General features: G+C 59.8%; 22 protein-coding genes and 2 pseudogenes. 13 read left to right on the plus strand and 11 right to left on the minus strand.

Going from position 1 to position 26,628, the window contains the following annotated elements; translation table 11 throughout:
* Positions 1-54: 54 nt before the first annotated feature.
* The 3 genes from FQ187_RS26505 (at position 55) to FQ187_RS26515 (ending at position 3,921) form a co-directional block, all read left to right on the plus strand.
* Complete coding sequence (locus FQ187_RS26505) at positions 55-1,989, plus strand: ATP-dependent DNA helicase RecQ (protein ID WP_149631731.1); 1,935 nt, start codon at positions 55-57, stop codon at positions 1,987-1,989.
* Positions 1,990-2,091: 102 nt separating this feature from the next.
* Positions 2,092-3,318: a 3-hydroxyacyl-CoA dehydrogenase gene (locus tag FQ187_RS26510; protein WP_149631732.1), complete on the plus strand. Its 1,227-nt coding sequence runs from the start codon at positions 2,092-2,094 to the stop codon at positions 3,316-3,318.
* A gap of 171 nt (positions 3,319-3,489) precedes the next feature.
* Complete coding sequence (locus FQ187_RS26515; RefSeq protein ID WP_149631733.1) at positions 3,490-3,921, plus strand: thioesterase family protein; 432 nt, start codon at positions 3,490-3,492, stop codon at positions 3,919-3,921.
* Positions 3,922-3,990: 69 nt separating this feature from the next.
* On the opposite strand, the gene FQ187_RS26520 is transcribed toward FQ187_RS26515, so the two are convergent.
* From FQ187_RS26520 to FQ187_RS26535, 4 genes are all read right to left on the minus strand, one after another.
* On the minus strand, positions 3,991-4,482 hold the full coding sequence (locus FQ187_RS26520; protein WP_149631734.1) for a glycine zipper domain-containing protein: 492 nt from the start codon (positions 4,480-4,482) through the stop codon (positions 3,991-3,993).
* A gap of 240 nt (positions 4,483-4,722) precedes the next feature.
* A complete protein-coding gene (locus tag FQ187_RS26525; RefSeq protein ID WP_149631735.1) occupies positions 4,723-7,071 on the minus strand; it encodes an FdhF/YdeP family oxidoreductase in 2,349 nt (782 codons plus the stop codon).
* Positions 7,068-7,907 (minus strand): formate dehydrogenase accessory sulfurtransferase FdhD, encoded by an 840-nt coding sequence (gene fdhD, locus FQ187_RS26530; protein ID WP_149631736.1) that lies wholly within the window; start codon positions 7,905-7,907, stop codon positions 7,068-7,070. Before fdhD ends, FQ187_RS26525 begins: the two co-directional genes overlap by 4 nt.
* Before the next feature lie 94 nt (positions 7,908-8,001).
* Positions 8,002-8,889, minus strand: a complete 888-nt coding sequence (locus tag FQ187_RS26535) for a LysR family transcriptional regulator (RefSeq protein WP_149631737.1) — start codon at positions 8,887-8,889, stop codon at positions 8,002-8,004.
* A 136-nt stretch (positions 8,890-9,025) separates the two neighbouring features.
* On the opposite strand from FQ187_RS26535, the gene lysM reads away from it, so the two are divergent.
* On the plus strand, positions 9,026-9,466 hold the full coding sequence (gene lysM / locus FQ187_RS26540) for a peptidoglycan-binding protein LysM (protein WP_149631738.1): 441 nt from the start codon (positions 9,026-9,028) through the stop codon (positions 9,464-9,466).
* Positions 9,467-9,591: 125 nt separating this feature from the next.
* On the opposite strand, the gene yrfG is transcribed toward lysM, so the two are convergent.
* Complete coding sequence (gene yrfG, locus FQ187_RS26545; RefSeq protein ID WP_149631739.1) at positions 9,592-10,254, minus strand: GMP/IMP nucleotidase; 663 nt, start codon at positions 10,252-10,254, stop codon at positions 9,592-9,594.
* Between the two features lie 90 nt (positions 10,255-10,344).
* Here yrfG and nudE point away from each other — a divergent pair, with 90 nt between their 5' ends.
* The gene (gene nudE / locus FQ187_RS26550; RefSeq protein ID WP_033058385.1) at positions 10,345-10,911 is read left to right on the plus strand and encodes an ADP compounds hydrolase NudE; all 567 of its coding nucleotides are present in this window, start codon (positions 10,345-10,347) and stop codon (positions 10,909-10,911) included.
* Positions 10,908-11,735, plus strand: a complete 828-nt coding sequence (gene cysQ / locus FQ187_RS26555) for a 3'(2'),5'-bisphosphate nucleotidase CysQ (RefSeq protein ID WP_149631740.1) — start codon at positions 10,908-10,910, stop codon at positions 11,733-11,735. Before nudE ends, cysQ begins: the two co-directional genes overlap by 4 nt.
* A 12-nt stretch (positions 11,736-11,747) precedes the next feature.
* Here cysQ and FQ187_RS26560 read toward each other — a convergent pair whose 3' ends face one another.
* The 4 genes from FQ187_RS26560 to rfbC all read right to left on the minus strand — a co-directional run bounded on the left by FQ187_RS26560 (position 11,748) and on the right by rfbC (position 16,092).
* Complete coding sequence (locus FQ187_RS26560) at positions 11,748-12,203, minus strand: thioesterase domain-containing protein (protein WP_149631741.1); 456 nt, start codon at positions 12,201-12,203, stop codon at positions 11,748-11,750.
* A 40-nt stretch (positions 12,204-12,243) separates the two neighbouring features.
* Positions 12,244-13,635 carry a sigma-54 dependent transcriptional regulator gene (locus FQ187_RS26565; RefSeq protein WP_149631742.1) on the minus strand — a complete coding sequence of 464 codons (1,392 nt, stop codon included), beginning with the start codon at positions 13,633-13,635 and terminating at the stop codon, positions 12,244-12,246.
* Entirely contained in the window at positions 13,632-15,440 is a 1,809-nt protein-coding gene (locus FQ187_RS26570; protein WP_149631743.1) for an ATP-binding protein, read from the minus strand. The genes FQ187_RS26565 and FQ187_RS26570 overlap by 4 nt, the downstream gene beginning before the upstream one ends.
* A 106-nt stretch (positions 15,441-15,546) precedes the next feature.
* The gene (rfbC, locus tag FQ187_RS26575; RefSeq protein WP_149631744.1) at positions 15,547-16,092 is read right to left on the minus strand and encodes a dTDP-4-dehydrorhamnose 3,5-epimerase; all 546 of its coding nucleotides are present in this window, start codon (positions 16,090-16,092) and stop codon (positions 15,547-15,549) included.
* A gap of 197 nt (positions 16,093-16,289) precedes the next feature.
* On the opposite strand from rfbC, the gene FQ187_RS26580 reads away from it, so the two are divergent.
* From FQ187_RS26580 to FQ187_RS26595, 4 genes are all read left to right on the plus strand, one after another.
* Positions 16,290-19,202 carry an aminotransferase gene (locus FQ187_RS26580; protein ID WP_149631745.1) on the plus strand — a complete coding sequence of 971 codons (2,913 nt, stop codon included), beginning with the start codon at positions 16,290-16,292 and terminating at the stop codon, positions 19,200-19,202.
* 288 nt (positions 19,203-19,490) lie between these two features.
* Positions 19,491-20,369 (plus strand): N-carbamoylputrescine amidase, encoded by an 879-nt coding sequence (aguB, locus tag FQ187_RS26585; protein WP_149631746.1) that lies wholly within the window; start codon positions 19,491-19,493, stop codon positions 20,367-20,369.
* A 5-nt stretch (positions 20,370-20,374) separates the two neighbouring features.
* Positions 20,375-21,481, plus strand: a complete 1,107-nt coding sequence (gene aguA, locus FQ187_RS26590) for an agmatine deiminase (RefSeq protein ID WP_149631747.1) — start codon at positions 20,375-20,377, stop codon at positions 21,479-21,481.
* A 245-nt stretch (positions 21,482-21,726) separates the two neighbouring features.
* Positions 21,727-21,939, plus strand: a complete 213-nt coding sequence (locus FQ187_RS26595; RefSeq protein ID WP_149631748.1) for a hypothetical protein — start codon at positions 21,727-21,729, stop codon at positions 21,937-21,939.
* 103 nt (positions 21,940-22,042) lie between these two features.
* Here FQ187_RS26595 and FQ187_RS26600 read toward each other — a convergent pair whose 3' ends face one another.
* Positions 22,043-24,133: a TonB-dependent siderophore receptor gene (locus tag FQ187_RS26600; protein WP_149631749.1), complete on the minus strand. Its 2,091-nt coding sequence runs from the start codon at positions 24,131-24,133 to the stop codon at positions 22,043-22,045.
* A 254-nt stretch (positions 24,134-24,387) separates the two neighbouring features.
* On the opposite strand from FQ187_RS26600, the gene FQ187_RS26605 reads away from it, so the two are divergent.
* From FQ187_RS26605 to FQ187_RS26610, 3 genes and pseudogenes are all read left to right on the plus strand, one after another.
* Complete coding sequence (locus tag FQ187_RS26605) at positions 24,388-25,059, plus strand: DsbA family protein (RefSeq protein WP_149631750.1); 672 nt, start codon at positions 24,388-24,390, stop codon at positions 25,057-25,059.
* A gap of 166 nt (positions 25,060-25,225) precedes the next feature.
* Positions 25,226-25,456, plus strand: coding sequence for an OprD family outer membrane porin (locus FQ187_RS30600; protein WP_256667453.1), 231 nt, complete (start codon positions 25,226-25,228; stop codon positions 25,454-25,456).
* A pseudogene (locus tag FQ187_RS26610) lies at positions 25,399-26,369 on the plus strand (OprD family outer membrane porin). The gene FQ187_RS30600 and the pseudogene FQ187_RS26610 overlap by 58 nt, the downstream one beginning before the upstream one ends.
* Positions 26,370-26,441: 72 nt before the next feature.
* Here FQ187_RS26610 and FQ187_RS26615 read toward each other — a convergent pair.
* A pseudogene (locus tag FQ187_RS26615) lies at positions 26,442-26,628 on the minus strand (IS4 family transposase); the annotation flags it as partial.

Raw genomic sequence — 26,628 nt, forward strand, 5'->3', positions numbered from 1 at the left:
CTGCGTTTGCCGGCTAGGCTTTGGGCTTCGCAGCGGTCAACGGAGTGACAGCTTATGCACAACACCCTGGAACAGGTTTTCGGTTATCCACAGTTTCGGCCCGGCCAGGAAGCGGCGGTCAGCGCGGTGTTGGCCGGGCGCTCGGCGGCGGCGATTTTCCCCACCGGCTCGGGCAAGTCCCTTTGTTATCAATTGCCGGCCTTGCTGCTGCCGCACCTGACGCTGGTGGTCTCGCCGCTGCTGGCGTTGATGCAGGATCAACTGGCGTTCCTGCAGCGCCACGGCATTGCGGCGGGCAGTATCGATTCGGCCCAGAGCCGCGATGACGCCAGCGACGTGATGGCTCGGGCCAAGTCTGGCGAGCTGAAAATTTTGATGATCTCCGTCGAGCGCCTGAAGAACGAGCGCTTCCGCAATTTCTTGCAGCAGGTGCCGATCTCGTTGCTGGTGGTGGACGAGGCGCACTGCATCTCGGAATGGGGCCACAACTTTCGCCCCGACTACCTCAAGCTCCCCGACTATCAGCGCCAGTTCAACATTCCTCAGGCGCTACTGCTGACCGCCACCGCGACACCCAAGGTGATCGCCGACATGGAGGCCAAGTTCGCCATCGCCCCTGAGGACGTGGTGACCACCGGTTTCTACCGGCCGAACCTCAATCTGTTGGTCGAGCCGGTGCGCGGTCAGGACAAGCGACGACGCCTTGTCGAATGGATGAGCCAGCGTCCCGACCAGCCGAGCATTGTCTACGTCACCCTGCAGAAAACCGCCGAGCACATTGCCGAACATCTGACCCGCAACGGCATTCAGGCCGAGGCCTATCACGCCGGTCTGCCCCACGAACAGCGCGAAGCAATCCAGCGCCGGTTCATGGGCGGGCAGTCCAATTGCATCGTTGCCACCATCGCGTTCGGCATGGGCATCGACAAGAGCGACATCCGCAACGTGGTGCATTTCGACCTGCCCAAATCCATCGAAAACTACAGCCAGGAAATCGGCCGCGCAGGGCGTGACGGGCAGCCGTCCGACTGCCTGGTATTGGCCAACCGCGACAGTCTCAACGTGCTGGAAAACTTCGTCTACGGCGATACGCCTGAGCTGGATGGCATCCGCTATGTGCTCGACGAGTTGCAAGCCGCCGCGCCCGAGGGGCAGTGGGAGTTTCTGTTGGGGCCGCTGGCCGATCAGAGCAACATCCGTCAGCTGCCGCTCAAGACTTTGCTGGTGCAGTTGGAACTGCGTGGAATCATTGCGCCGCGTTACGCCTATTACGCCGAATACCGTTTCAAGTATTTGCAGGAGCCGGAAGCTTTACTCGCCCGTTTCGAGGGTGAGCGCAAGGACTTCGTCGCGGCGATCATCCAGACCTCCAGTCGCGCACGGACCTGGGCCACGGTGAATTTCGATGCGCTGTATGAACAGCATCAGGCCGAACGCAATCGAGTGGTCAAGGCGCTGGATTATTTCCAGGAAAAGGGCTGGGTCGAGCTCGAAAGCAAGCAGATGACCGAGGTCTACAGCCTGCTGCAAACGGACTTCAACAGCCAGGCCCTGAGCGCCGAGCTACACGCCTACTTCAACCGGCACGAGCGCACCGAGATCGCGCGGATTCACGCCATGCTGGATCTGTTCGCCACGGAACATTGCCTGGGTTATCGCCTGGCCGAGTACTTCGGCGATGAAAATGCGCCGCAGCAGTGCGGGCATTGTTCGGTGTGTCACGGGGATGTGGCGCGATTGCCCGCTCCACCGGAGTTGCCAGCGCTTGTGGATAAAAACTTCGAAGCGTTGTGCGGTGATTTTATCCATAGGCATGAGCAGCACACCGGCAACGCACCGTCGGCGGAGCGCGTGACACGGTTTTTGTGCGGGATCAGCGTGCCGCTGTTTACCAAGCTCAAGGCACGGTCGATTCCGGGGTTTGCAGCGCTGGAGGAATATCCGTATGGCGAAGTCAGGATGTGGGCCGAGGCGCATTTACCCGTGTAGATCCATCCGCTGAATGTTGCTCATCACAGGAATAAATTTCAAAAATGCGCGGCGCCTGACTATGGTGAAGGCTGTCTTTGGATCGCCAACAAGAGAACAACTATGAGCCAGACACCGTTCACTATTCAGCGCGCCGCCGTCATTGGCGCGGGCACCATGGGCCGTGGCATTGTCATGTGTCTGGCCAACGCCGGCGTCCCGGTGCAGTGGGTCGATAACAATCCACAGATGCTTGAACAGGCGCTGGCTACCGTGGCGGACACCTACGCCCACAACGTGCGTCAGGGACGGATCGATCAGGCCGAAGCGGACGCTCGCATAGCACGGGTAACGGCGGCTGCTGACTACGCGGCGATCTGCGATGTCGATCTGGTCATCGAAGCAGTGTACGAAAACCTCGAACTCAAGCAGAAAATCTTCCGTGAGCTGGACAATCTACTCAAACCTGAAGCGATTCTGGCCAGCAATACCTCGGCGCTGGATATTGACGCCATCGCCGCGGCCACCCGCCGTCCGCAACAGGTCCTGGGCCTGCACTTCTTCAGCCCGGCGCACATCATGAAACTGCTGGAAATCGTTCGCGGTGCCCAGACTTTACCGGTGGTGCTTGAGGCTGCTCTGGCACTGGGCAAGCGCATGGACAAAGTCAGCGTGGTGTCGGGCAACTGCCATGGTTTCATCGGTAACCGCATGCTGCATCCGTATGTGCTAGAAGCGCGCAAGATGCTGCTCGAAGGCGCTTATCCACATCAGGTCGATGCGGCACTGCAAGGTTTTGGTTTCGCCATGGGGCCGTTCCGCATGTACGACGTGGTCGGCATTGATCTGGAGTGGCGTGCCCGGCAGTTGGCCGGCAAAGGGCAGGATGCGCCTGAGGTTCAGGTGGACAATCGTCTGTGCGAATTGGGTCGTTTCGGCCAGAAAAGTGGCAATGGCTATTACCACTATGAGTCGGGCAGTCGCCAGGCTGAGCACGATGTTGAAGTCGATGCGCTGGTGTTGAAGGTCAGCGAAGGGTTGGGCTTCCAGCGTCGCGAGATAAGTCCCGAGGAAATTCTTGAGCGTTGCTTGCTGGCACTGGTCAATGAAGGGGCGAAGATCTTTCAGGAAGGGATTGCCGAATCGGCGCACGACATTGATCTGGTGTATCTCAATGGCTACGGCTTCCCGGCGGACAAGGGCGGGCCGATGGCCTGGGCGGATCAGCAAGGGTTGGCGGATATTCATCAGCGTTTGATGGCGCTGGAGACCCGGCAGGGTGATCACTGGAATCCGGCACGGTTGATTGGGGAGTTGGCGGCGGTGGGCAAGGGGTTTTCTGAGCGCTGATTGAAGTAGTGCCTCTGATGGCCTCATCGCGAGCAAGCTCGCTCCCACAGTTTGATCTTCAGTGAGCACAGATTTTGTGTACGACTGAGATTCACTGTGGGAGCTTGCTCGCGATGAGTACGACGCGGTTTTCGCCTTAGACTGGCAATCCAACTCCAGGAATCGACGCTGATGTCCAACCCGATGCCCCAACGCACCGACTACCCCCACTTCCAGCCCATCACCACCCGCTGGCACGACAACGACGCCTATGGTCACGTCAACAACGTTACCTACTACAGCTTCTTCGACACGGCAGTGAACACCTACCTGATCGAAGTCGGAAGTCTGGATATCCATGACGGCGAGGTGGTGGGCTTTGTGGTGAGTTCGGCCTGCGATTACTTTGCTTCCATTGCCTTCCCCGATCGAATCGAGATCGGTTTGCGGGTGGGCAAGTTGGGTAACAGTTCGGTGCAATACGAACTGGCAGTGTTCAAGGCCGGGGAAGACGAAGCCTGCGCAGCGGGGCGGTTCGTGCACGTGTTTGTAGACCGGGTGTCGAATCAGCCGGTGGCGATTCCTGCCGGGTTACGGGGGGCGCTGGAGCGGTTGGTGGTTTGACGGACAAAAAAAATCGCAGCCCTTGGGCTGCGATTTTTTGATGCATCGGCAAGCGAGGCGATTCAAGCCTCAGTCGCGATCGCGATGGTGATGCTTGCGGTGGCCATAGGCATGACCGCGCCCCGGGTGGCCGTCACGGTAGTAGCGACGATCATCATCATCATAACCACGACGATAGGAGCGACGATCATCGTCGTCATCGCTCTTGTTGCCCATGTAGTTACCCAGCGCGCCACCGGCGCCGCCGCCTGCTGCGGAGCCGATCAGGCTGCCGGAGGTGCCGCCCATGCTGCGGCCTACCACGTTACCGCCTGCTGCGCCCAACGCACCGCCAATGGCGGCTTCGCCACGGCTGCGTCTGTCTGCGCCGACGGCGCTACCACCCGCGCCACCCAGGGCCGCGCCGATGGTGGAACCTGTATTGCCGCCTAGTGACTGACCGACGACTGAGCCCAGAACCCCGCCCAATGCGCCGCCCACACCTGCTTCAGCGGTGCCGCCAGCAGAAGCGATGCCACTAGCCAGGCTAAGGGACAACAAGAGAATCGAGGAGAACTTCATAGAGGAATCTCAAGGGGATGACGGCGCGATCCTGAGGCTGTGTCATGGTCGTGACAATCGAAATCCGACGAGTAACACGACTTGAGCACATTTCTATAAGTTACTGTTTTGTAGCCGGAACTTAAGTGTTTTTCGCCGGTCTTTAGCTACTTCGGACAGGCCGTTTTTATGCAAAAGCGGCCTTTTTTGTGGGCGATGGAAAAGTGTGATCGACGCTCCGCGTGGGAATGCAGCTCGGGCTCAGGCCGACTTCGCCATAATCAACCCAGTCGCACTCGCCGCTTCCAGCCGGATCGCCACAAACTTCGATGTCGGCGTATGGCTGCCATCCCCGATGCTTTCCAGCGGCACCAGCGGATTGACTTCCGGGTAGTAAGCCGCCGCTTGCCCGGCAGGGATATCAAACGCCAGCAGCGTAAAGCCCTTCACCCGACGCTCACGGCCATCATCCCAGATCGAAACGATGTCAGCCTTTTGCCCCGGCTTGAACCCCAGGCGAATGATGTCGGCTTCGTTGACGAACAACACATCACGCTGACCTTTCACCCCGCGATAACGGTCGTCGAGACCATAAATGGTGGTGTTGTACTGATCATGGGAACGCATCGACTGCATGATCAGGTCCGGCAATACGCCGGTGGCGCGAGTGCGTTCGTGCACCAGATCTTTAGGCAGGATGTTCGGACGGAAATTGGCACGCCCCGACGCGGTATTCCAGCGGCGAGCACCGGCGCTGCTGCCGAGGTAGAACCCGCCCGGGTTCTGGATCTTCTCGTTGAAGTCCTTGAAACCCGCAATGGTGTCGGCGATCAGCTCGCGGATGCGCCGGTAATCGGCCACCAGCCAGTTCCAGTCCACCGGTTTGCTGCCCAGGGTCGCGGCGGCGATGCCGGCAATGATCGACGGCTCCGAGCGCATCTGGTTCGACAGCGGCTGCAACTGGCCGTTGGAGGCGTGAACCATGCTGAACGAGTCTTCGACGGTCACCGCTTGCGGGCCTTCGGTCTGGATGTCGATGTCGGTGCGGCCCAGGCACGGCAGGATCAGCGCCTCTTTACCGTGTGCCAAATGGCTGCGGTTGAGCTTGGTGCTTATTTGCACGGTCAGGTCGCAGTTGCTCAGGGCCTGGAAGGTCCGTGAGCTGTCCGGGGTGGCTTGGGCGAAGTTGCCGCCCAGCCCGATAAAGACTTTCGCGCGGCCGTCGGCCATGGCATGGATCGCCTCGACCACGTTGTGACCGTTTTCACGCGGCACCTTGAACTTGAAGCGACGCTCCAGGGCGTCGAGGAACGCCACTGGCGGACGCTCGTTGATGCCCATGGTCCGGTCGCCCTGCACGTTACTGTGGCCTCGCACCGGGCACAGACCGGCGCCGGGCCGGCCGATGTTGCCGCGCAGCAACATCAGGTTGGCGATTTCCTGGATGGTCGCCACCGAATGGCGATGCTGTGTGATGCCCATCGCCCAGCACATGATCACGTTCTTGCCTTTGGCGTACATCCGCGCCGCTTGCTCGATTTCAACCCGCGTCAGTCCGGATTGTTCGACGATCTGCTCCCACGAGGTGTCGTCGACGATGCCCAGGTATTCCAGCACGTTGACACTGTGTTCGTTGAGGAAGTCGTGATCGAATACGGCAGGCTCACCCGCCTTCTGTGCGTCACGCTCCCACTGCAGCAGGAATTTGGCCATGCCGCGCATGATTGCCATGTCGCCGCCCAATGCCGGACGGAAGTACGCGGTGTTGGTCGGCTTGTCGCCGTTGGTGAGCATTTCGATCGGGTGTTGCGGGTGCTGAAAGCGTTCCAGGCCGCGCTCCTTCAAAGGGTTGATGCAAACCACCTGAGCGCCGCGTTTCACCGCTTCGCGCAGCGGTTCGAGCATCCGCGGGTGGTTGGTGCCCGGGTTCTGGCCCCAGACAAAAATCGCGTCGGCGTGTTCGAAGTCGTCGAAGGTGACGGTGCCTTTGCCGACGCCGACACTTTGCGCCATGGCCACACCGCTGGCCTCGTGGCACATGTTCGAGCAATCGGGGAAGTTATTGGTGCCGTAGGCACGCACGAACAATTGATACAGGTACGCCGCTTCGTTGCTGGCGCGGCCCGAGGTGTAGAATTCGGCTTGATTCGGGCTCGATAGGCCCTGCAAATGTTTGGCGATCAAGGAGAACGCAGCTTCCCAACTGATCGGCTTGTAGCGATCGGTCTCGGCGTCGTAGCGCAGTGGCTCGGTCAGGCGGCCCTGATACTCCAGCCAATAGTCGCTCTGTTCCAGCAACGAGCTGATGCTGTGTTTGGCAAAGAACGCACCGTCGACACGGCGTTTGGTCGCTTCCCAGTTCACCGCTTTGGCGCCGTTCTCGCAGAACGCCACCATGCCGGCTTCGTTGGAGTCGCCCCAGGCGCAACCGGGGCAGTCGAACCCGCCGTTCTTGTTGGTCTTGAGCATCATGCGCAGGTTTTTCAGCGCGTTGTCGCTGGTCAACCAGGCCCGGGCAACGCTGGCCAGCGCGCCCCAGCCACCGGCCGGGCCTTTGTAGGGCTTGTAGCGGGGGACGGGTTTCTGGTCGGCTTGACGATGTTGACTCACGCTTGGTTCTCCGTCGCAGGGCTGTAGACCCGCGGCGCACTTTTCTGCGGCAGGTGGATGAGATTGAGGTTGTGACGACGGGCCCATTGCACGGCAAGGCCCGTGGGCGACGACAGGCTGATCAGGGTCTGGATACCTGCGCGCAACACTTTCTGGATCAATTCGAGACTGCAACGGCTGGTGACAATCGCCAGCCCGCCGGTGGTCGGGATCTTCTGGCGAATCAGTCCGCCAATCAGCTTATCGAGGGCGTTGTGTCGGCCGATGTCTTCGCGGCCCAGCAGCAATTGGCCCTGACTGTTCATAAACACGGCGGCGTGCACCGCGCCGGAGTACTGGCCAAGCGGCTGAAACGCACCGATGCGCTGACGCAAACCATCGAGCCATTCGGCGGGCGGCAAGGGTGCGCCGGGCAGGATCTTGAGGTCTGGCAATGCCTGCTCCACCGCCTCCACACCGCAGAGCCCGCAACCGCTGGTGCCAGCCATTTGCCGACGCTGTTGCTTGAGGTTCCAGAAGGCGCGATTGGCGATGGTCACTTGCGCGTATTGCGCTGACCCCGAGCCGCTGAGTTGCAGGTCATAGATATCGCAGGCGTCTTCGATGATGCCGCTGCCGAGGCTGAAGCCGACGATGAAGTCTTCAAGGTCCGTCGGCGTCACCAACATGACCGCCTGACTGATGCCGTTATAAGCGATCGCCAACGCGACTTCTTCGGCCAGCGCGGTGCTGGCTGATTCGGTGTCTTGAAGGTCGCAATAACTGTATGTCTGGCTTGCGGCGGGCGCTGGCGTTTCGAGGGCTGGCGCCGCGCAGGCAGGGCGCTTGGCGTTCATGAGGTATCACCGACGGTTTAGGCTGCTTTAAGCCTAGGCGCGTCAACTTGTCGCGTCTAATCGCTAATACTGATCTACCGATAGATGGCGTCGATCAAGAACTCGGTAGTGATTGCTGAAGAATCGCGAAACAGGCTTCCGCGAGCGCCGAACGCGGGGCGCTGCGACGCATGATCAGCCCCAGCCGGGCGAGGGTTTGAGCATTTTCGATGGGTTGCAGGCGCAAATGATCGGTGAGTTTTTCCAGGCCTCCGTCCAGCGGCATCACGGCGCAGCAGAATCCGCCGTGCACCGCTTGTAACAATTGGTGGACGGCATCGGTTTGCAGTAATGGCTGTGGGGTGAGGCCACGACTGTGGAAATTGTGGTCGATAGACTGGCGAAAATGCATACCGCTGGTGAGCATGCCCAGCGGCAGCTCGATCAGCGACTCCCAACTCAGCGGCGCCTCGCCGAAACTGAAGAAGCGCTGATCGTAGAGCAGGCCCATGCGGGTTTCGCTGAACGCCAGGGAATCGAAGCGTTCGCCGTCCAGTCGCTCCAGGTACGAAACACCGAGGTCCAGGCGATTGTTTGCCAGTTGTTCGAGGATCTGTTCGGAACTCAGGGCCGAAAGTTCGAAGCGCAGGTTCGGGTGTTCGGTGTGCAAGCGTTGCATCAGCGGCAGCGGATCGAAACTCGACAGCGGCACCACGCCCAGACGCAACGTACCGACCAGATTGCCACGACAGGCAGCTGCCTCGGCCTGCAAGCCGTCGTAGGCCGCCAGCACGGTGCGCGCCCACGCCAGCACCCGTTCACCCGGCGCGGTAAAACTTTCAAAGCGCTGACCGCGATTGACCAGCGGCAACTCGAGTTCTTCTTCGAGGCTGCGCAGGCGCATGGACAGGGTCGGCTGGGTGATGTGACAACGCGCAGCGGCCTGGCCGAAATGCCGGGTTTCGTCGAGGGCGATGAGGAATTTCAGTTGCTTGATGTCCATCTTCGCTCCAGGGCGCGGGAAGGTTCGGATTCTAGCGCTTGGGGGGAAGCGGCGTCATTGGTCGGGTTGGAACCGCAGGTGACAGCCTTGGTCTAGGCTTTTGCGTCTGCAACCCAAAACCCAAGGAGAGTGCACCATGAGTATTTTTAGCTTTGTGAAAGAAGCAGGCGAAAAACTTATCGATCTGCTGACGCCAGGCAACGCCAATGCCAGCGAGCAGTTGAAGGAACACATCAGCAAGGTCGGCCTGGGTAAACCGAATGTGCAGGCGACGGTGGATGGTGACAAAGTCACCGTGACCGGCGAAGTCGGCAGTCAGGAAGAGAAGGAAAAAATCCTGCTGGCGGTGGGCAATATTGCCGGTGTTGGTAGCGTTGATGACCAGATCACCGTGACCGGGCCGGTGGCTGTGGCCGCGAAGTTTGTAACGGTCGTGAAAGGCGACACCCTCAGCGCGATTTCCTTGCGCGTGTATGGCGATGCCAACAAATATCAAAAAATCTTCGATGCCAACAAACCGATGCTCAAGGACGTAAACAAGATCTATCCGGGGCAGTCGTTGCGGATTCCTGAGTAAGCCTCAGGACCGTGTGATGGCCTTCGCGGGCAAGCCCACACATTTGATCTTCGTCGCGCACACATTTTGTGTTCGCTGGAATTCTAATGTGAGAGCGGGCTTGCTCGCGAAGCAGGCGACTCGGTCTAAAGCCCTTCGATCAACTCCCGATAATCCCCCACCGCCGCAAACTCCGCCGTGTCCTTCGGCCCTTTGCGGCTGTCCGGCTCACGCACGGCCAACAAGTGCGCCACCCCAAAATTCCGCGCGCTACGCAGGATCGGCAACGTATCGTCGATAAACAGGCTGCGCGCCGGGTCGAAGCCGATGTCCGCCTGCAGAGCATCCCAGAACTGCGGGTTTTCCTTGGCGAAACCGTAATCATGAGAGCTGATCAACCGTTCGAAGTACGGCGCCAGTTCGATTCTTTCCAGCTTCAATGACAGCGAATCGCGGTGTGCATTGGTGATCAGCACCACGCGCTTGCCGGCCTGTTTGATAGCGGCCAGAAAGGTATCCGCGTCCGGTCGCAAGGCGATCAGGTGCGCGGTTTCCAGTTTCAGTTCGCGCACCGGCAGTTTGAGCTCGGCGCTCCAGAAGTCCAGGCAATACCACTGCAGCTGGCCAGCGTTGCGTTCGAACAGCGGCTGCAGTTCCAACTCGGCCATGGCCCGGCTCACCCCGTGCAATTCGGCGTAACGCTGGGGCAGGTGCTCCATCCAGAAATGGTTGTCGTAGTGCAGGTCCAGCAGGGTGCCGTCCATATCCAGCAGAACGGTGTCGATGTCGCGCCAGGGCAGCAGGGACATAAAAAACTTCTCCAGCGGTAAAAAAGATATCCGAGGTAAACAATCAGGATAGGCCGGGTATAGTAACGCGCTATCGCCAAGGAGCCGCTCATGCGCCAGAAACCCACCATCCTCGCCCGCGAGATCGTCGCCACCAGCCGCTTGTTCTGCGTCGAAGAGCTGAAGTTGCGCTTTTCCAATGGCGTGGAGCGAACCTATGAGCGACTGGTGGGCAAGGGTGCCGGTTATGGCGCGGTGATGATCGTGGCGATGCTGGATGCGGACCACGCGGTGCTGGTTGAAGAGTATTGCGGCGGCACCGATGAATACGAGCTGTCCTTGCCTAAAGGCTTGATCGAGCCGGGCGAGGACGTGCTGGCGGCGGCCGAGCGGGAGCTCAAGGAAGAGGCCGGGTACGGCGCGCGGCAACTGGAGCATTTGACTGAGTTGTCGTTGTCGCCCGGTTACATGAGCCAGAAGATCCAGGTGGTGTTGGCCACCGATTTGTACGAAGAAAGCCTTGAAGGCGATGAGCCCGAGCCGATGGGCGTGGACAAAATCAACCTGCGTGAGTTGTCGGCCCTGGCCCAGAACCCGCGATTCACCGAGGGCCGTGCATTGGCAGCACTGTATCTGGCCCGTGATCTACTGACTCAGCGTGGAGTGTTCCAGCCATGATTTTCCCCCATCCGTTGATGGCGCCTGTTGTTGAACTGGCGCTGAAAGCCGGTGAGGCGATTCTGCCGTTTTGGCGTGCCAACGTCGCCGTGACTGCAAAACCCGATGATTCTCCGGTGACGGCCGCCGACATGGCCGCTCACCATGTGATCCTGGCCGGGCTGACGGCGCTGGACCCGAGCATCCCGGTGCTGTCCGAAGAAGACGCCAACATTCCCCAGAGCGTGCGCGCCGGGTGGCAGCGTTGGTGGCTGGTGGACCCGCTGGACGGAACCAAGGAATTCATTTCCGGTAGCGAAGAATTTACCGTCAACATCGCGCTGATCGAGCAGGGGCGAGTGGTGTTTGGCGTGGTGTCGATGCCGACCAACGGGCGCTTCTACGTCGGTGGTGCGGGTCTGGGCGCGTGGCGTGGCGATAAAGACGCGGAGCCTTTGCCGATTCTGGTTCGCGAGGTTCCTGCTGAGGGTGAAGCGTTTACCGTGGTCGCCAGTCGTCGGCATACAAGTCCTGAGCAGGAGCGCCTGCTGGCCGGGTTGAGCGACAGTCTGGGTGAGCTGCAATTGGCCAATATCGGCAGTTCGCTGAAGTTCTGCTTGTTGGCGGAAGGGGCGGCGGATTGTTATCCGCGGTTGGCGCCGACTTCGCAGTGGGACACGGCGGCGGCACAAGGCGTGCTGGAAGGAGCGGGCGGTGAGGTGCTGGATTTGAGTGGTGCGCCGTTTTGTTATCCGGCGCGGGAGTCGTTGTTGAATGAGTTTTTTTTGGCGCTGCCGGCGAAGGCTGCCTGGCGCGAAAAACTGCTGGCGTTGGCGCGGGCGTAAAGATCTTTTGCGTTAGCGGTGGAGTACGTACTGCCCAGTAAACTTCACGGCATCGTCATTACTGTCCGTATTTACGATCCGAGAATGCAGTGTCAACCGCGCTCGTCCATACCGCGCATACATCGCCAAAAACTTCTTCCAAACCGCCGCACTCGGCGCATGGCAAATCGCTGTCGCGTCCATGGTTACTGGCAGCGGATAGCTGATCTGTCCTTCCTGAATCACGATGTGCCCGCCTTCAACCCCTTCTTCACGCAAACGCAAATGCAGCCAACCCCAACCGGCCAGCACGGCGCCGCAATACAGGCTGCCGCCGAACATGGTGCTTTTATGATTGACGTTGGCCTCCAGCGGCAAGTGCAGGCGCAGTTGCTGGTCGTGCCAATCGAGCACCTTGAGGCCCATGTCCCGCGTCAGGGGAATGTCGCGATGGAGGACTGATTCCAGATGACGGCTGTCGCGGTTCATGCACGGATCTCTTGTTTGAAGATGATGAATTGACGGTAGCTCAATCGAGTTCGTCGGTGTGGCTGCTGCCACCGTCGGCGAAGTTCAGCCCGTGCTTGCGCAGTTTGTCGTGCAAGGTCTTGCGTGGGATGCCAAGGGCTTCGGCGAGGCTGCGCACCGAGCTGTGAGAACGCGCCAGTTCGGCAGCGATCAAACTCTTCTCGAAGTTTTCCACTTGTTCGCTGAGACCGCCACTGACCACTTCTACCGTCATGCCGACAGCGCCATTCGGCGCGTTGTGGTCCAAGGCCAGTTCCAGGCCCAGGGCAAAGCGTTCGGCGGCGTTCTGCAATTCCCGCACGTTACCCGGCCAGGTGTGGCGCAGCAGGAGGGCGCGTTGTCCCGGTTGCAACTCGTGGGGTGGTAGGCCGTGGCGAGCGCTGGCTTCATCGGCAAAATGCTGGAACAGCATCAGCGCATCTTCGCCACGCTCGCGCAGCGGTGGAATACGCAGCGGTGCGACGTTCAGGCGGTAATACAAGTCGGCACGGAAGCGGCCCTGATCGGCGGATTGACGCAGGTCTTCCTTGGTCGCGGCGATGATGCGGATGTCCAACGGGATCAGCTGATTACCGCCCAAGCGCTCGACCACCCGCTCTTGCAGCAAACGCAGCAACTTCACCTGCACATCCAGGCTCATGCTTTCGATTTCATCGAGGAACAACGTACCGCCATTGGCGAATTCGAACTTGCCGATGCGGCGCTTTTGCGCGCCGGTAAAGGCGCCTGGCTCGTGACCGAACAGCTCGCTTTCTACTACCGACTCGGCCAGGGCGCCGGCATTGATCGCCACAAACGGACCGTTACGACGGCTGGACAGATCGTGCAACGCACGTGCGACAACTTCTTTACCGGCGCCGGTTTCGCCAAGGATCAGCACATCGGCCTTGGTCGCTGCCAATGCACCGATCTGCTCGCGCAGGCGCAGCATCGGCGCCGATTGCCCAACCAGTCGGGTGCTCAGCTCATTGCGATCGCTCAGGGCCAGACGCAGGCTGCGGTTGTCCAGCACCAGCCGGCGCAGGGCCAGGGCGCGGCGCACGCTGTCGAGCAGGGCGTCGCTGGCAAAGGGTTTTTCCAAAAAGTCATAAGCCCCGGCGCGCATGGCTTGCACGGCCAGCGGCACATCGCCGTGACCGGTAATCAGCAGCACCGGCAGTTCCGGATCCTGGGCATGCAGTTCAGTCAGCAATTCGAGACCGTCCATGCCCGGCATGCGGATGTCACTGACCACCACGCCGGGCCAGTCGCGTTCCAGTTGCGCGGCCAGACCCTTGGCTTCGGCCAGTGGCAGAATTTTCAGGCCGGCGAGGTCCAGGGTCTGGCTCAGGGCTTGACGCAGGTGCGGGTCGTCGTCGATCAGCACGACCTGGATGCGGTTGTCGATGGTCATGCACTTCGGTCCTCGGACGGTTGCAGGCTCACACCCGGTGCGCCTGCACGCAGCTTCAGGGTAATCAGGGCGCCGCCTTCCTTGTGGTTGGCGAACGACAGTTCACCACCGAAGGCACGCATCAGGGTTTCGCAAATCGCCAGCCCTAACCCAAGCCCCTGAGTGCGGGTCTTGGTGGTGTAGAAGGGCTCGCTGGCGCGGCCAAGTGCCTCCAGGCAGAACCCGGGGCCATTGTCGCGAATGTAAAGATTGACGCCGTCGGCAGTGGATTGGGCACTCAACCAGAGCTTACGCGGCGGGCCTTTTTCCGTCAGGGCGTCCAAGGCGTTGGCCAACAGATTGCCCAGTACCTGACGCAGACGGGTTTCCCCGGCCTCGACCCACAGGGTGGCGGCCGGCAAGTCGCGGATCAGCTCGACTTCCATGCTGCGTCGACGCTTGGCCAGCAGCGCCAGCGCGTCGTCCAGCGCAGGTTGGAGGGCGACGCTTTCCGGGGCGTGGCGATCGCGCCGGGCGAAGGCGCGCAGGTGGGCGATGATCGAGGCCATTCGCCCGGTCAGTTCGCTGATCAGCTTGAGGTTGCCGCGCGCATCGTCGGTGCGCTGATGGTCGAGCAGCACTTCGGCGTTTTCCGCGTAGCTGCGGATCGCCGCCAGCGGTTGATTCAATTCGTGGCTGATGCTCGCCGACATGGTGCCAAGGGCCGACAGTTTGCCGGCCTGCACCAGATCATCCTGAGCGCGAACCAGCTCTTGCTGGGCCTGTTCGCGTTCCAGCACTTCCTGTTTCAGTCGACGGTTGAGGCCTTCGAGGTCGCTGGTCCGCTCGGCTACCCGGCCTTCCAGCTCGCGACGGGCCTTGGCTTCGAAGGCGATTCGATCAAGGTAATGCCGGCGTCGCTGCATCATCAGACCCAGCAGCAACATCAACACCAACAACGTCGCGCCGCCGATGGCGACGACCGTGCGTACCGGGCGATCGATCAGGGTGCGTGGGGCGAGGATGCTGACGTTCCACCCGGTTTCTGCGATGGGCTGAGTTTGTGTCAGCCAGGCGTTGGGGTTGAGGCGCAATGGTTTGGGATCGCGGGTCGGATAGGGTTGAATCGCGGTGATCGCCTTGCTTTCCTCTTCGCTCAACGGGCGGGTTGAGCGGAATCGCCACTCGGGCCGCGACGTGAGAATGACCACGCCGTTATGGTCGGTCAGCAGCAGTTGTTCCGGGGTTTTGCCCCAGAGGCTTTCGGTGTGGTCCAGGTCGACCTTGACCACCAGCACGCCGATGATCTTTTCGCCGTTACGCACGGCGGCGGCGAAGAAATAGCCACGCTTGGCCGATGTCGTGCCCAAACCGAAAAAACGCCCAAGCCGTCCGGCCATGGCTTCGCTGAAATACGGCCGGAAGGAAAAATTACGCCCGACGAAACTGTCGTGTTTGTCCCAGTTGGACGCGGCCAGAGTCTTGCCCGTAGTGTCCATCAGGTACATGACTTCGGCGCCGGTCTGGGCACTGATGTTTTTCAACAAGCGATTGGCGTTGCCTTGGGTGACGCCATCGTCGGGCGCGCCGAGGACGGCTCGCAGGGCCGGCAGATCGCCGAGGATTTGCGGCAACACTTCATAACGGTGCAGGGTACCCAGCAGGTTGGCGACGTAAAGGTCGAGGGTCTGACGGTTCTGCCCGGCCAGTTCGCTGCGATAGTAACGCTCGGCCAGATGCTCCAGGGGCCACAGCAATGGCGCCAGGCACAGTGCGAGCAGGGCCAGGCTGCGCCAGCGGGGTCTGCGGGGGAGGGTTGGATTCATGAGCATCGGGCGCCTGTGGGTACAGGCGCATTATGCCTAGGCTTGAGGGCGCAGTCTGCGCGCCATGGGTCAGGCACGCTTGCGCGGTGAAGATTCAGACGGTGTTTCAGGAAAAGACGTCAGCGTCCTTGAAGAACGCGGCAGCCTGATCTTTACCGGACAGTTGCGGTGCTTCATCCAGTTGCCAATCGATGGCGAGGTCCGGGTCGTCCCAGCGAATGCTGCGCTCGGCGGACGGTGTGTAGTAGTCGGTAGTTTTGTAGAGAAATTCGGCGAACTCGCTCAGCACCACAAAACCGTGGGCGAAACCCTCCGGGACCCAGAGTTGGCGATGGTTCTCGGCGGACAGACGCACGGCCACCCATTTGCCGAAATGTGGCGAGCTGCGGCGAATGTCCACCGCCACGTCGAGTACTTCACCCGCTGTGACGCGCACCAGTTTGCCCTGAGTGTTTTCCAGTTGGTAATGCAGGCCGCGCAGTACGCCTTTTTGCGAGCGGGAATGGTTGTCTTGAACGAAATTCGTCTCCAGGCCAGTCGCTTCTTTGAAAGCCTTGGCATTGAAGCTTTCATAGAAGAAACCACGCTCGTCACCAAATACCTTGGGTTCGATGATCAGAACACCGGGAAGGTCGGTGGTGACTACTTTCATGGTCTTTCTCCAGCAATAGGCGTTGATGGGCGTCATTCTTGCGCAAAGTGACGGCCGGTGCGAGTGGAGTGTGTTTTTTCCTGATTCGTTTACTGATTCTGTCGAGCCTCGGGTGGGTTTCAGGCAGGCGAAGGGGGTTGCGTATCGCCCCAAGCAGTGGCGATATAAGCGACTAATAAAATTTCAGGGGTCGTTGTATGCCACTCGCCACGTTGATTCATCGCGCCAGTTTGCCCAGCCCGCAAGTGTCTGCGGAGCAAGCGCTTGAGCTGCTGAAGGGACATTACGGCCTGAGTGGAAGGTTGCAGGCCCTCGGCAGCCAGCAGGATCTTAACTATCGGGTCGACAGCGACCAGGGGCGTTTTGTCCTGAAAATCTGTCGTGGCGACTACTCGGCGCTGGAGCTGCACGCCCAGCACGCCGGGCTCAAGCATTTGGGTGAACACCCCGATGTGCATGTGCCACGAGTGATTCCCGCCAAAAACGGTGCAGACCTTCTCTCCCTGGAAGTCGGTGGCCAACCGGTGCATGTGCGCCTGCTCGATTACATCGAAGGCCAGTCGCTCACACACCTGGATCATCTGCCCGGTCCAGTGGTGGCCGGTTTCGGTCGGCTCTGCGGTGAAATGGATCTGGCGCTGGCCGGTTTCGACCATCCGGGCCTCGAGCGCACCCTTCAATGGGACGCCCGCCACGCCAACGCGTTGATCGCCCATTTGCTGCCGGTCATCAAGGATGACCAGCAACGCCGGTTGATCGCCGATGCGGCTGAGCAGGCCGAACGTCATTTGCAGCCGCTTGTGGATAAGCTGCCGGTACAGGCGATTCACATGGACATCACCGACGACAACGTGGTGTGGCAGCGAGATTCGCAACGCCAGTGGCAATTGCAGGGGGTGATCGATTTCGGCGACCTGGTTCGTACCTGGCGCATCACTGATCTGTCGGTGACCTGCGCGGCACTGCTGCACCACGCCGATGGCGATCCGTTCTACATTTTACCGGCGATTCAGGCCTATCACGCTGTCAATCCGCTCACGCATGAAGAGCTACTGGCGCTCTGGCCACTGATCGTCGCCCGTGCAGCGGTGTTGGTGCTCAGCGGCGAACAGCAGGTCAGCATCGATCCTGGCAACGCATACAGTCGCGACAACCTCACCCACGAGTGGGAGATTTTCCGCGTCGCCACATCGGTGCCGTTGGCGTTGATGGAAGCGGCGATCCTGACCTCGGTCGGCCAGAACCTGCCGAGCATCGGCAGCGAAGGCTTCGCGCCGCTACTACCGAGCCTGGTCGGGCGTGAGTTTGCGTTGATCGATCTGGGCGTGCTCAGTCCGCATTTCGAGGCCGGCAACTGGGAGCAGGAGGGGATCGATCAACGACTGCTGACCGAAGCTGCTGCGGCTCATGGTCTGGCAGCCAGTCGTTATGGGCAATATCGCTTGTCCCGCACCCGGCCGGACAGCGCCACTGAGCCGGACACGTGCCCATTGCACGTCGAATTGCGAGTGCCCCACGGCACGGCGGTCGAATCGCCGTTTGCCGGGGTGGTGCATCAGCCGGCGGCAGGCGTGCTGCAATTGGATGGCCCGCAACTGAGCGTGCGGTTGTGGGGCGTGACGCCATCGCTGCACACCGGCGTAGCGCTGGTCAAAGGCCAGGTGCTGGGTTCGGTCAGCGGGCCGTTGATCGTGCAGTTGTGCCGGGTCGCTTCGTTCACGGCGCCGTTGTTTTGCACGCCGTCCCGCGCGGCTGCCTGGCAAGCGTTGTGCCCGTCACCGGCGGCGCTACTGGGACTGGCCTGTGACGCTGAAGAAGAACTCGATCCGCAGACATTGCTTGCCCGTCGCGATGCGAGTTTCGCTCGTTCCCAAAAACATTATTACGTCGACCCGCCGCGCATCGAACGCGGCTGGCGTAATCACCTGATCGACATGCAAGGCCGCTCCTACCTCGACATGCTCAACAACGTCGCGGTGCTTGGCCACGGTCATCCGCGCATGGCCGCGGTCGCCGGTCGTCAGTGGTCGCTGCTCAATACCAACTCGCGTTTTAACTACGCAGCGATTGCCGAGTTTTCCGAGCGTTTGCTGAAACTGTCGCCGGACTCCATGGACCGAGTGTTCCTGGTCAACAGCGGCAGCGAGGCCAACGACCTGGCAATCCGCCTGGCATGGGCCTACAGCGGCGGTCGCGACATGCTCAGCGTGCTAGAGGCCTATCACGGCTGGACAGTGGGCGCGGACGCAGTCTCGACCTCGATTGCCGACAACCCGAAGGCTTTGAGCAGCCGTCCGGACTGGGTGCATCCAGTCACCGCGCCGAATACTTATCGCGGCGAATTCCGTGGACCAGGCAGCGCGCCGGACTACGTGCGCCGCGTCGAACACAACCTGGCGAAAATTGCCGAGCAGAAACGTCAACTGGCCGGTTTCATCTGCGAGCCGGTGTATGGCAATGCCGGCGGTATCTCGCTGCCGCCAGGGTATTTGAAGCAGGTTTATGCCCTGGTTCGCGCTCAGGGCGGTGTCTGCATCGCCGATGAAGTGCAGGTCGGTTACGGCCGCATGGGCAACTTTTTCTGGGGTTTCGAAGAGCAGGGCGTGGTGCCAGACATCATCACCATGGCCAAAGGAATGGGCAACGGTCAGCCGCTGGGCGCAGTGATCACTCGCCGGGAAATCGCCGAAGCGCTAGAGGCCGAGGGTTACTTCTTCTCGTCGGCCGGCGGCAGCCCGGTCAGTTGCCAGATTGGCATGGCGGTGCTGGATGTGATGGAAGAAGAAAAGCTCTGGGAAAACGCTCAGGTCGTTGGCGGGTATTTCAAGGAACGGCTTGAAGCGCTGATCGATATTCATCCGCTGGTGGGCGCGGTGCATGGTTCCGGCTTCTATCTGGGCGTCGAGTTGATCCGCAATCGCGAAACCCTGGAACCGGCAACCGAAGAAACCACGGCGCTGTGTGATCGATTGCGCGAGTTGGGAATCTTCATGCAGCCGACTGGCGATTACCTGAACATCCTCAAGATCAAACCGCCGATGGTGACTTCGCGTCAGAGCGTGGATTTCTTCGTGGACATGCTGTCGCAGGTTTTGGATGAAGGGTTGTAAACGGTATTTCTCGATGTACACGGACTAATGTGGGAGCGGGCTTGCTCGCGAAAGCGTCGTTTCAGTCGACATCAATGTTGAGTGATCAACCGCCTTCGCGAGCAAGCCCGCTCCCACAGGGGATCGCGCTAAGTCCGATTATTATCGAGTGTTAGTGCGTTGTTTTAGACGGAATGGATATTTATCGCTTTTAAAGCCGATTTTTATCGGCTATAAAGTCGTCATTCTTCTTTCTGTCATCGGTCGATGCCACCTTCGACCCTCAAGCAATTGCCCCGGAGATGATTCATGAGCCGTATCGTTACCGTCGCCGCCACCCAGATGGCCTGTTCCTGGGACCTTGAAGCCAACATCGAGACCGCTGAGCGGCTGGTCCGTGAGGCCGCGGCGAAAGGCGCGCAGATCATCCTGATCCAGGAACTGTTCGAGGCTCCGTACTTTTGCCAGAAGCCAAACCCGGATTACCTGCAGCTGGCCACGACCGTTGAAGACAACGTCGCCATCAAGCACTTCCAGAAAATCGCCAAAGAGCTGCAAGTGGTTCTGCCGATCAGCTTCTACGAACTGGCGGGCCGCGCGCGTTTCAACAGCATCGCGATTATCGATGCAGACGGCAGCAACCTCGGGATTTATCGTAAAAGCCATATCCCGGACGGCCCTGGCTACCACGAAAAGTATTACTTCAATCCGGGCGATACCGGTTTCAAAGTCTGGAACACCCGTTACGCGAAAATCGGTGTGGGTATCTGCTGGGACCAGTGGTTCCCGGAATGTGCCCGCAGCATGGCGTTGCTGGGCGCGGAAATCCTGTTCTACCCGACCGCAATCGGCAGCGAGCCACACGACAAGACCATTTCGTCCCGTGATCACTGGCAGCGCGTGCAACAAGGCCATGCCGGCGCCAACCTGATGCCGCTGATCGCCAGCAACCGCATCGGCAACGAAGAGCAGGACGGCTACGACATTACGTTCTACGGCTCGTCGTTCATCGCCAACCAGTTCGGCGAGAAGGTTCAGGAGCTCGACAAGACCGAAGAAGGCGTGCTGGTTCAAAGCTTCGACCTCGATGAGCTGGAGCACATCCGCAGCGCGTGGGGTTCGTTCCGTGATCGTCGCCCGAACCTGTATGGCACACTAAAGACCCTCGACGGTTCCCTGGAGTCCTGATCGCTATGACCACTTTGAACAGCACCCCTCGCGCTGATGGCTTTTACATGCCAGCCGAATGGGCGCCGCAAACCCAGACCTGGATGATCTGGCCCGAGCGCCCGGACAACTGGCGCCTGGGTGGCAAACCGGCGCAGGCCGCGCACGTCGCGGTGGCCAAAGCCATTGCCCGCTTCGAACCGGTGACCGTGGCGGTTTCCGCCGGCCAATACGAAAACGCCCGTGCCCGTCTGGACGTGCCGAATATTCGTGTGGTGGAGATGTCCAGCGACGACGCCTGGGTTCGCGACACTGGTCCGACGTTTGTCATCAATAACGGTGGCGAAGTCCGTGGTGTGAATTGGGACTTCAACTCCTGGGGCGGTTTCGACGGGGGGCTTTACTCGCCGTGGAATCGCGATTCGCAGGTGGGCGGCAAGATCCTCGAGATCGAGCGCAGCCAGCGCTACCGCACCGAGGGCTTCGTGCTCGAAGGCGGTTCGATCCACGTCGATGGCGAAGGCACGCTGATCACCACCGAAGAATGCCTGCTTAACCGCAATCGCAACCCGCACATGAACCGTGCAGAAATCGAAGCGGTGCTCCGCGCCAATCTGGCTGTGGATAAAATCATCTGGCTGCCGGACGGTTTGTTCAACGACGAAACCGACGGCCATGTGGATAACTTCTGCTGCTACGTGCGTCCGGGCGAAGTGTTGCTGGCCTGGACCGATGACCCGCAGGATCCGAACTACCCGCGCTGCCAGGCAGCAATGAGAGTGCTGGAAAGCAGCACCGACGCCAAGGGTCGCCCATTCACGGTGCACAAGATGCCGATTCCGGGGCCACTGTATGCGACCGAAGAAGAGTGCGCTGGTGTTGATCCGGTGGACGGGACTCAGGAACGTAATCCGACCGTGCGTCTGGCCGGTTCCTACGTGAACTTTCTGATCGTTAACGGCGGCATCATCGCGCCAAGCTTTGACGACCCGTTGGATGGCCCGGCAAAAGAGATTTTGCAGGCACTGTTCCCGCAGCACGAAGTGGTGATGGTGCCCGGCCGCGAACTGTTACTGGGAGGCGGTAACATCCACTGCCTTACCCAACAACAGCCAGCACCGCACAAGGAGTGAGTGAGGTTGTAACAGCTTGAGTTGATTGCAGAATCGATTCGGCAAGCGTTTTGCCTTCTCGCCTTGCAGAGAGCCCGCAGTCCTTCAGGACCGCGGGCTTTTTTGTATCCACTCGTCGACAGTTACGAAACCTTGGCACAGCTCTTGTATCTCTCATGGTGCAAAACAGGGAGGGGGAGAACTGCGATGTTCTGTCATAAACCTTGGATAAGTTAGCCGCTCACAAACCAGGAGAGAGCGCGGAAATGAACGCCGAAATGAATGTAGTGAGCGAGCGGGCGTTGCATCCCCTGGCAGTAAACAGCGAATCGCTCCAGGTCCTGGCGCACTGGTTGAAGTCCAATGGAACGCGTCAGATCAGAGAACCTGATCCGCGCCGGATGATGATCGAACGCTACCCCGCTGATTTATTCAGCGAAGCGGAGCTGGAAGCGTTGTGGGATGTGATGGAAGGATAAGAAGAAAAAACAACGGATTGGTAAAAGCGCTGCCGGGATGGCGGCGCTTTTTTTATGGGCGAAGGTTTTTGTGATCACTGCAGACCCAATGTGGGAGCGGTGTTTAGAAGCTGTAGGTTCCGGTCACGACCAGGCTGCGAGGTTCACCCGGCTGAATCTGCGCCGCACTGGTGGCCGACGAGTAATAGGTCTTGTCGCTGATGTTGTTCAGCGCCGCGCGCAAATCCCAATCCTTCTGCCGGAACCCGGCCAATGCATCCCAACGGCCATAACCCGGCAGGACGGTGGTGTTGAGGTTGTCGGCATAACGCTGGCCCACCAGGGTCAGACCGGTTTCGGCATACCAACCCATTTCCGGTTTCCAGGTCAGGAACAGGCTGCCGTTGTGCTTGGCCACATTGCTGATGCGTTTGCCTTCAAAGCCGTTGTTGTCCTTCTCGACCGTCGCGTCCTGTACACCCACACCACCGCGCACATACCAGTTGCCGGCGATCTTGCCGGTGCCAGTCAACTCGACTCCGCGGGAACGTTGCACGCCGGTCATCAAGGTGACGGTCGGATCATTCGGATCGCTGGTACGGCGGTTGTAGAGTTCCAGTTCGTAGATCGCCAACGTGGTACTCAGGCGATCATCGAGCCAGTCGCTCTTCACCCCGATTTCCTTTTGCTTGGTCAGCTCGGGACTCAGGTCATTGCTGTTGCCGGCGGCCCCTGGGGCGATACCGATCAAACCACCGCCGACCGGCGAAAACGTCTTGGTCCAGGAGGCGTAGAAGGAATGATTCCGCAGTGGCGTCCACACCAGTCCTACACCCGGGCTGGTGCTATGGCTGTCGCGATCTTCGGAAATGTCCCGCAGCTTGTTGGTCGACTCAATGTCGAAGGTGTCGTAACGCAAGCCGGCCAGCAGTTGCCATTGATCGTTCAGGCGCAGTTGATCCTGCACGTACACCGCACGGCTTTCGACTTCGGTGTGAGTGCTGCTGGAGACCTGCATCCGCCCGGTATGGCGCAAATTGCGATCGGGGTTGTACAGGTCCAGTGCAGGTACAGGCTGAGCCCCGCGTCCGGTGGCTGCGTTGTACAACGTAGGGTCGCGCCGCTGGCTGCCGATTTCGACGCCGGTCAGCAAACGATGCTCAAGGCCGAATGTGTCGAAACCGCCTTCCAGTTCGACGTTGTTGTAGACGTTGCGGGTGGTCAGGTCCTGTTGCCAGTGCTGGCGCGTGACCTTGTTGGTCGCCGGGGTATAACCCGTCAGGTAGGTGTTGTCGAAATCGCTGTTTAGCTTGAACACGCCCAATGTGTGGCGCAGCTGCCAGTTGTCGCTGAGCTCATAACTGAGTTTCGAGCGCAGGGATTGCGACTTGTCGTCGATGAAATCGTGTTCGCTGCCGTAGGTCGTATCCCGTCCTACGTCCGCCGGGCGTCCGTTTACACCGGGGATGCCGCGATCCGGCGTACGGTTGTAGCGGCTGTATTCGTACTGCATCAGCCAGTTCAGGTCCGGCGTCAGTTGCCAGCTCATCGACGGAGCGAACAGTTGGCGATTGCCGCTCACGCCGTCGCGGAAGCTGTTTTGGTCCATGTTGCCCATGTTCAGGCGCAGGCTGATGTTCTCGCTCGGGTCGGTGCTGAGGTCGGCGTAGAGGCTGCGCAAATCATCGCTGCCGCCCTGGGCCTCGAGGGTCGAGCGACGACCGAATTCGGGAAGTTTGCTGACCCGATTGACGATCCCGCCCTGACTGCCACGGCCATACAAAACAGCGGCCGGGCCTTTGAGGACTTCGATGCGTTCGATGTTGTGCAAATCGCGCACGTATTGGCTGTCGTCACGGATGCCGTCGAGGTAGAAGTCGTTGCTGGCGTCGAAACCGCGGATGCGCAGGCTGTCGAAGCGAGTGTCGGCGCCGCTGCTGACATTGGGGATGCCGCTCAGCGCGGTGCCCAGATCGTTGGTGCCGTAATCCACGACGTTCGCGGTTTTGATCGAGTCGATGGCTTGTGGAACGTAGCGCACCGGCGTGGCGGTGCGGGTCGCGGTGCTGGTTTCTTTCACGCGCGGGTCATCGACTTCAGCTTCGGCGCTGATCGACGTCTCGGGTAAAACGGTGGTGGCGGCGCAGGTAAAACCGGCAGAGAGAAATGCAGAAAGCCCAAGGGTGACGGGCGTGAGGCGAAAGGGGGCAGGCATCTGAAGCGCATCCGAGAGGGTGGAGAAATCCGATGGCGCGAATGGTAATGCTTGTTATTTACTTCCGTTAATTATTCTTGAAAGGTTTCACTGTTTGATTATTTCGAATTGTGTCGAGATGGCTACAGTGGGGCCGTGAGGCCATTCGACCGATTCATGAAACAGACTGAAAGCCATTGCAGCGTTTTTCAGAAACGGGCGGAGGACTAATCTGCCGGCATCTCGTTTTCCTACGCTTTTGCCGGAGTCTTCCCATGATCCTTCACTACATTTACGACCCGTTGTGCGGCTGGTGCTATGGCGCAAAACCGCTGGTGCAAGCCGCCCAGGCTGTTTTGCCAGTGATCGCCCACGGCGGCGGGATGATGACCGGTGCCAACCGCCAGACAGTCTCGCCACAATTGCGCAACTACGTGATACCCCATGATCGGCGTATCGCCGAGTACACCGGCCAGCCGTTCGGCGAGGCGTATTTCGAAGGATTGCTGCGCGATGAGACAGCGGTGTTCGATTCCGCACCGCCGATTGCCGCGGTGCTGGCAGCCGAGCAGATCGCCGGCCGAGGACTGGAGTTGCTGGGGCGTTTGCAGAGTGCTCACTACGAGGAAGGTCGACGCATTGCCGATGAAGCGGTCCTGTTTGAACTCGCCCAAGTTATCGGTCTGGAACTCCAAGCGTTTCAGGCTGCTTTCAACGAAGCTGAAACCGATCGCCACATCAAGGACAGTCGAGCATTCTTGGCCGAGGTCGGCGGCCAGGGTTTCCCGACCTTCGCCCTGGAACACAACGGTCAATTCACCTTGATCGATATCGGCCCATGGCTCGGCAAGCCGCAAGCCTTTACGGCATGGTTGAGTCAGTCGCTTCCCGCACAAGCGTCATCATCGGAGCTTCAAGCCTGTGGCCTGAACGGCTGCGCCCATTGACGTCGACCAGTGATTTCTTAGACGTCTTTCGCCTTAAATAACAAAAAGGCCCGCCACGTTTTCTTCGTGTGCGGGCCTTTTTGTTTGGGGTGAAAAAAGAGTGCGGTAGCGCCGTTTCAGCCGTTCGACACAGCGCGTATCAACCGGTCATAAGGAAAAGAACAAAATGTTGAACAAGCGAATCAGCCTGATCGTTCTGGGGATGTTGGGCGCTACACTGGTCATGGCTAACGACCAGGCCGAATCCAAGGGTTTTGTTGAAGACAGCGGCCTGAAAGTGCTGCTGCGCACTGCCTACATCAATCGCGACAAAAAACACGGCAACGACGACCAGCGTGAATGGGGTCAGGCTGCCATCGGCACCTATACCTCCTGGCCAAAGCCGGTGGCACGGTAAAATTCCGCGTATCCAGCACTGTCCTGACCTACGGCGACCAGATGCCGACTTTGCCGGTGTTGAACTATGACAACTCCCGCCTGTTGCCAGAAAGCTACACCGGCACGCTGATCACCTCCAAGGAGATCAAAGGCGTGGAGCTGAACGCCGGTCGCTTCACCGCCAAATCGCGCAAAAGTGCTGAAGGCCGTGACAGCGGTGGCCTGAAGTCGATCAACGTGTTGGGCGGTAGTTACCAGTTCACCGAACAGTTCAAGGCTGCACTGTACGCCTCCGACGTCGAAGACGTGCTGAAGAAGCAATACGTGAACGCCAACTACGTGTTCCCGATCGACAAGGATCAGTCCCTGACCCTGGACTTCAACGGCTATCGCACCAAGCTGGACGATTCCTACGTCCGCGTAAGCGGTGCGACCGGTGACGACAACAAGATCTGGAGCCTGGCCGCCACATTCGCCACCGGCGCGCACTCGTTCACGCTCGTCCACCAGCGCAGCACCGGCGACAGCAACTTGGGCTACCCCTACGGCGGCTACCAGAAAGACCAAGGTCGCATCGGCGACGGCGGCAACACCATCTACCTGGCGAACTCCTACTGTCCGACTTCAACGCCGAAGACGAACGCAGCTGGCAACTGGGCTACGGCCTGGACTTCAGCACCTTCGGTGTTCCAGGCCTGAGCTACAACTTCGCCTACGTGCGCGGCGACAACATCACCACTTCCACCAGCGAAGGCGGTACCGAGCGCGAAATCTTCAACCAGTTCAAATACGTCGTGCAAAGTGGCCCGGCCAAAGACCTGAGCGTGAAACTGCGCAGCTCGATCCTGCGTGTCTCGCAGAAATCGAGTGAGTGCAACTCCAGCGGTAATGAAGTGCGTGTGTTCGTGGATTACCCGATCAACATTTTCTGATGATCGGTTGCGCTATCGAGGCCTGATGCAAGGCTGAGAAAGGAAAAGCTCCGATTGATTCGGCAATGCTGTTCACTTAAGCGGAGCAGCCTTGCGGTTAACCGGATACCGGGTTTTAGACATCTTCACCGCCCTAGGCCTCGCAGGCCTGGGGCGTTTTACTATAAAGAGCACACCAATGCTGCCGCGAAGCTCGTCCAGGCGTCTTGCCGTGTGTGAGGGCGAGACCGCTCCGGCCATGACCATTAGATGGCTGGCG

It is taken from the genome of Pseudomonas sp. ANT_J28, assembly GCF_008370005.1.
In the GTDB taxonomy this organism is placed as follows: Bacteria; Pseudomonadota; Gammaproteobacteria; order Pseudomonadales; family Pseudomonadaceae; genus Aquipseudomonas; species Aquipseudomonas frigoris.

Bases quoted from the DNA above. Each gene is read 5' to 3' on its own strand.
- FQ187_RS26565 (WP_149631742.1), bottom strand. From the start codon at position 13,635: ATGACCATCGACAACCGCATCCAGGTCGTGCTGATCGACGACGACCCG.
- yrfG (WP_149631739.1), bottom strand. From the start codon at position 10,254: ATGTCCCTGCTGCCCTGGCGCGACATCGACACCGTTCTGCTGGATATG.
- FQ187_RS26520 (WP_149631734.1), bottom strand. From the start codon at position 4,482: ATGAAGTTCTCCTCGATTCTCTTGTTGTCCCTTAGCCTGGCTAGTGGC.
- FQ187_RS26580 (WP_149631745.1), top strand. From the start codon at position 16,290: ATGCCACTCGCCACGTTGATTCATCGCGCCAGTTTGCCCAGCCCGCAA.
- FQ187_RS30600 (WP_256667453.1), top strand. From the start codon at position 25,226: ATGTTGAACAAGCGAATCAGCCTGATCGTTCTGGGGATGTTGGGCGCT.
- fdhD (WP_149631736.1), bottom strand. From the start codon at position 7,907: ATGAACGCCAAGCGCCCTGCCTGCGCGGCGCCAGCCCTCGAAACGCCA.
- lysM (WP_149631738.1), top strand. From the start codon at position 9,026: ATGAGTATTTTTAGCTTTGTGAAAGAAGCAGGCGAAAAACTTATCGAT.
- rfbC (WP_149631744.1), bottom strand. From the start codon at position 16,092: ATGAAAGTAGTCACCACCGACCTTCCCGGTGTTCTGATCATCGAACCC.
- FQ187_RS26505 (WP_149631731.1), top strand. From the start codon at position 55: ATGCACAACACCCTGGAACAGGTTTTCGGTTATCCACAGTTTCGGCCC.
- FQ187_RS26605 (WP_149631750.1), top strand. From the start codon at position 24,388: ATGATCCTTCACTACATTTACGACCCGTTGTGCGGCTGGTGCTATGGC.
- aguA (WP_149631747.1), top strand. From the start codon at position 20,375: ATGACCACTTTGAACAGCACCCCTCGCGCTGATGGCTTTTACATGCCA.
- cysQ (WP_149631740.1), top strand. From the start codon at position 10,908: ATGATTTTCCCCCATCCGTTGATGGCGCCTGTTGTTGAACTGGCGCTG.
- FQ187_RS26570 (WP_149631743.1), bottom strand. From the start codon at position 15,440: ATGAATCCAACCCTCCCCCGCAGACCCCGCTGGCGCAGCCTGGCCCTG.
- FQ187_RS26535 (WP_149631737.1), bottom strand. From the start codon at position 8,889: ATGGACATCAAGCAACTGAAATTCCTCATCGCCCTCGACGAAACCCGG.
- FQ187_RS26600 (WP_149631749.1), bottom strand. From the start codon at position 24,133: ATGCCTGCCCCCTTTCGCCTCACGCCCGTCACCCTTGGGCTTTCTGCA.
- nudE (WP_033058385.1), top strand. From the start codon at position 10,345: ATGCGCCAGAAACCCACCATCCTCGCCCGCGAGATCGTCGCCACCAGC.
- FQ187_RS26595 (WP_149631748.1), top strand. From the start codon at position 21,727: ATGAACGCCGAAATGAATGTAGTGAGCGAGCGGGCGTTGCATCCCCTG.
- FQ187_RS26515 (WP_149631733.1), top strand. From the start codon at position 3,490: ATGTCCAACCCGATGCCCCAACGCACCGACTACCCCCACTTCCAGCCC.
- FQ187_RS26510 (WP_149631732.1), top strand. From the start codon at position 2,092: ATGAGCCAGACACCGTTCACTATTCAGCGCGCCGCCGTCATTGGCGCG.
- FQ187_RS26560 (WP_149631741.1), bottom strand. From the start codon at position 12,203: ATGAACCGCGACAGCCGTCATCTGGAATCAGTCCTCCATCGCGACATT.
- aguB (WP_149631746.1), top strand. From the start codon at position 19,491: ATGAGCCGTATCGTTACCGTCGCCGCCACCCAGATGGCCTGTTCCTGG.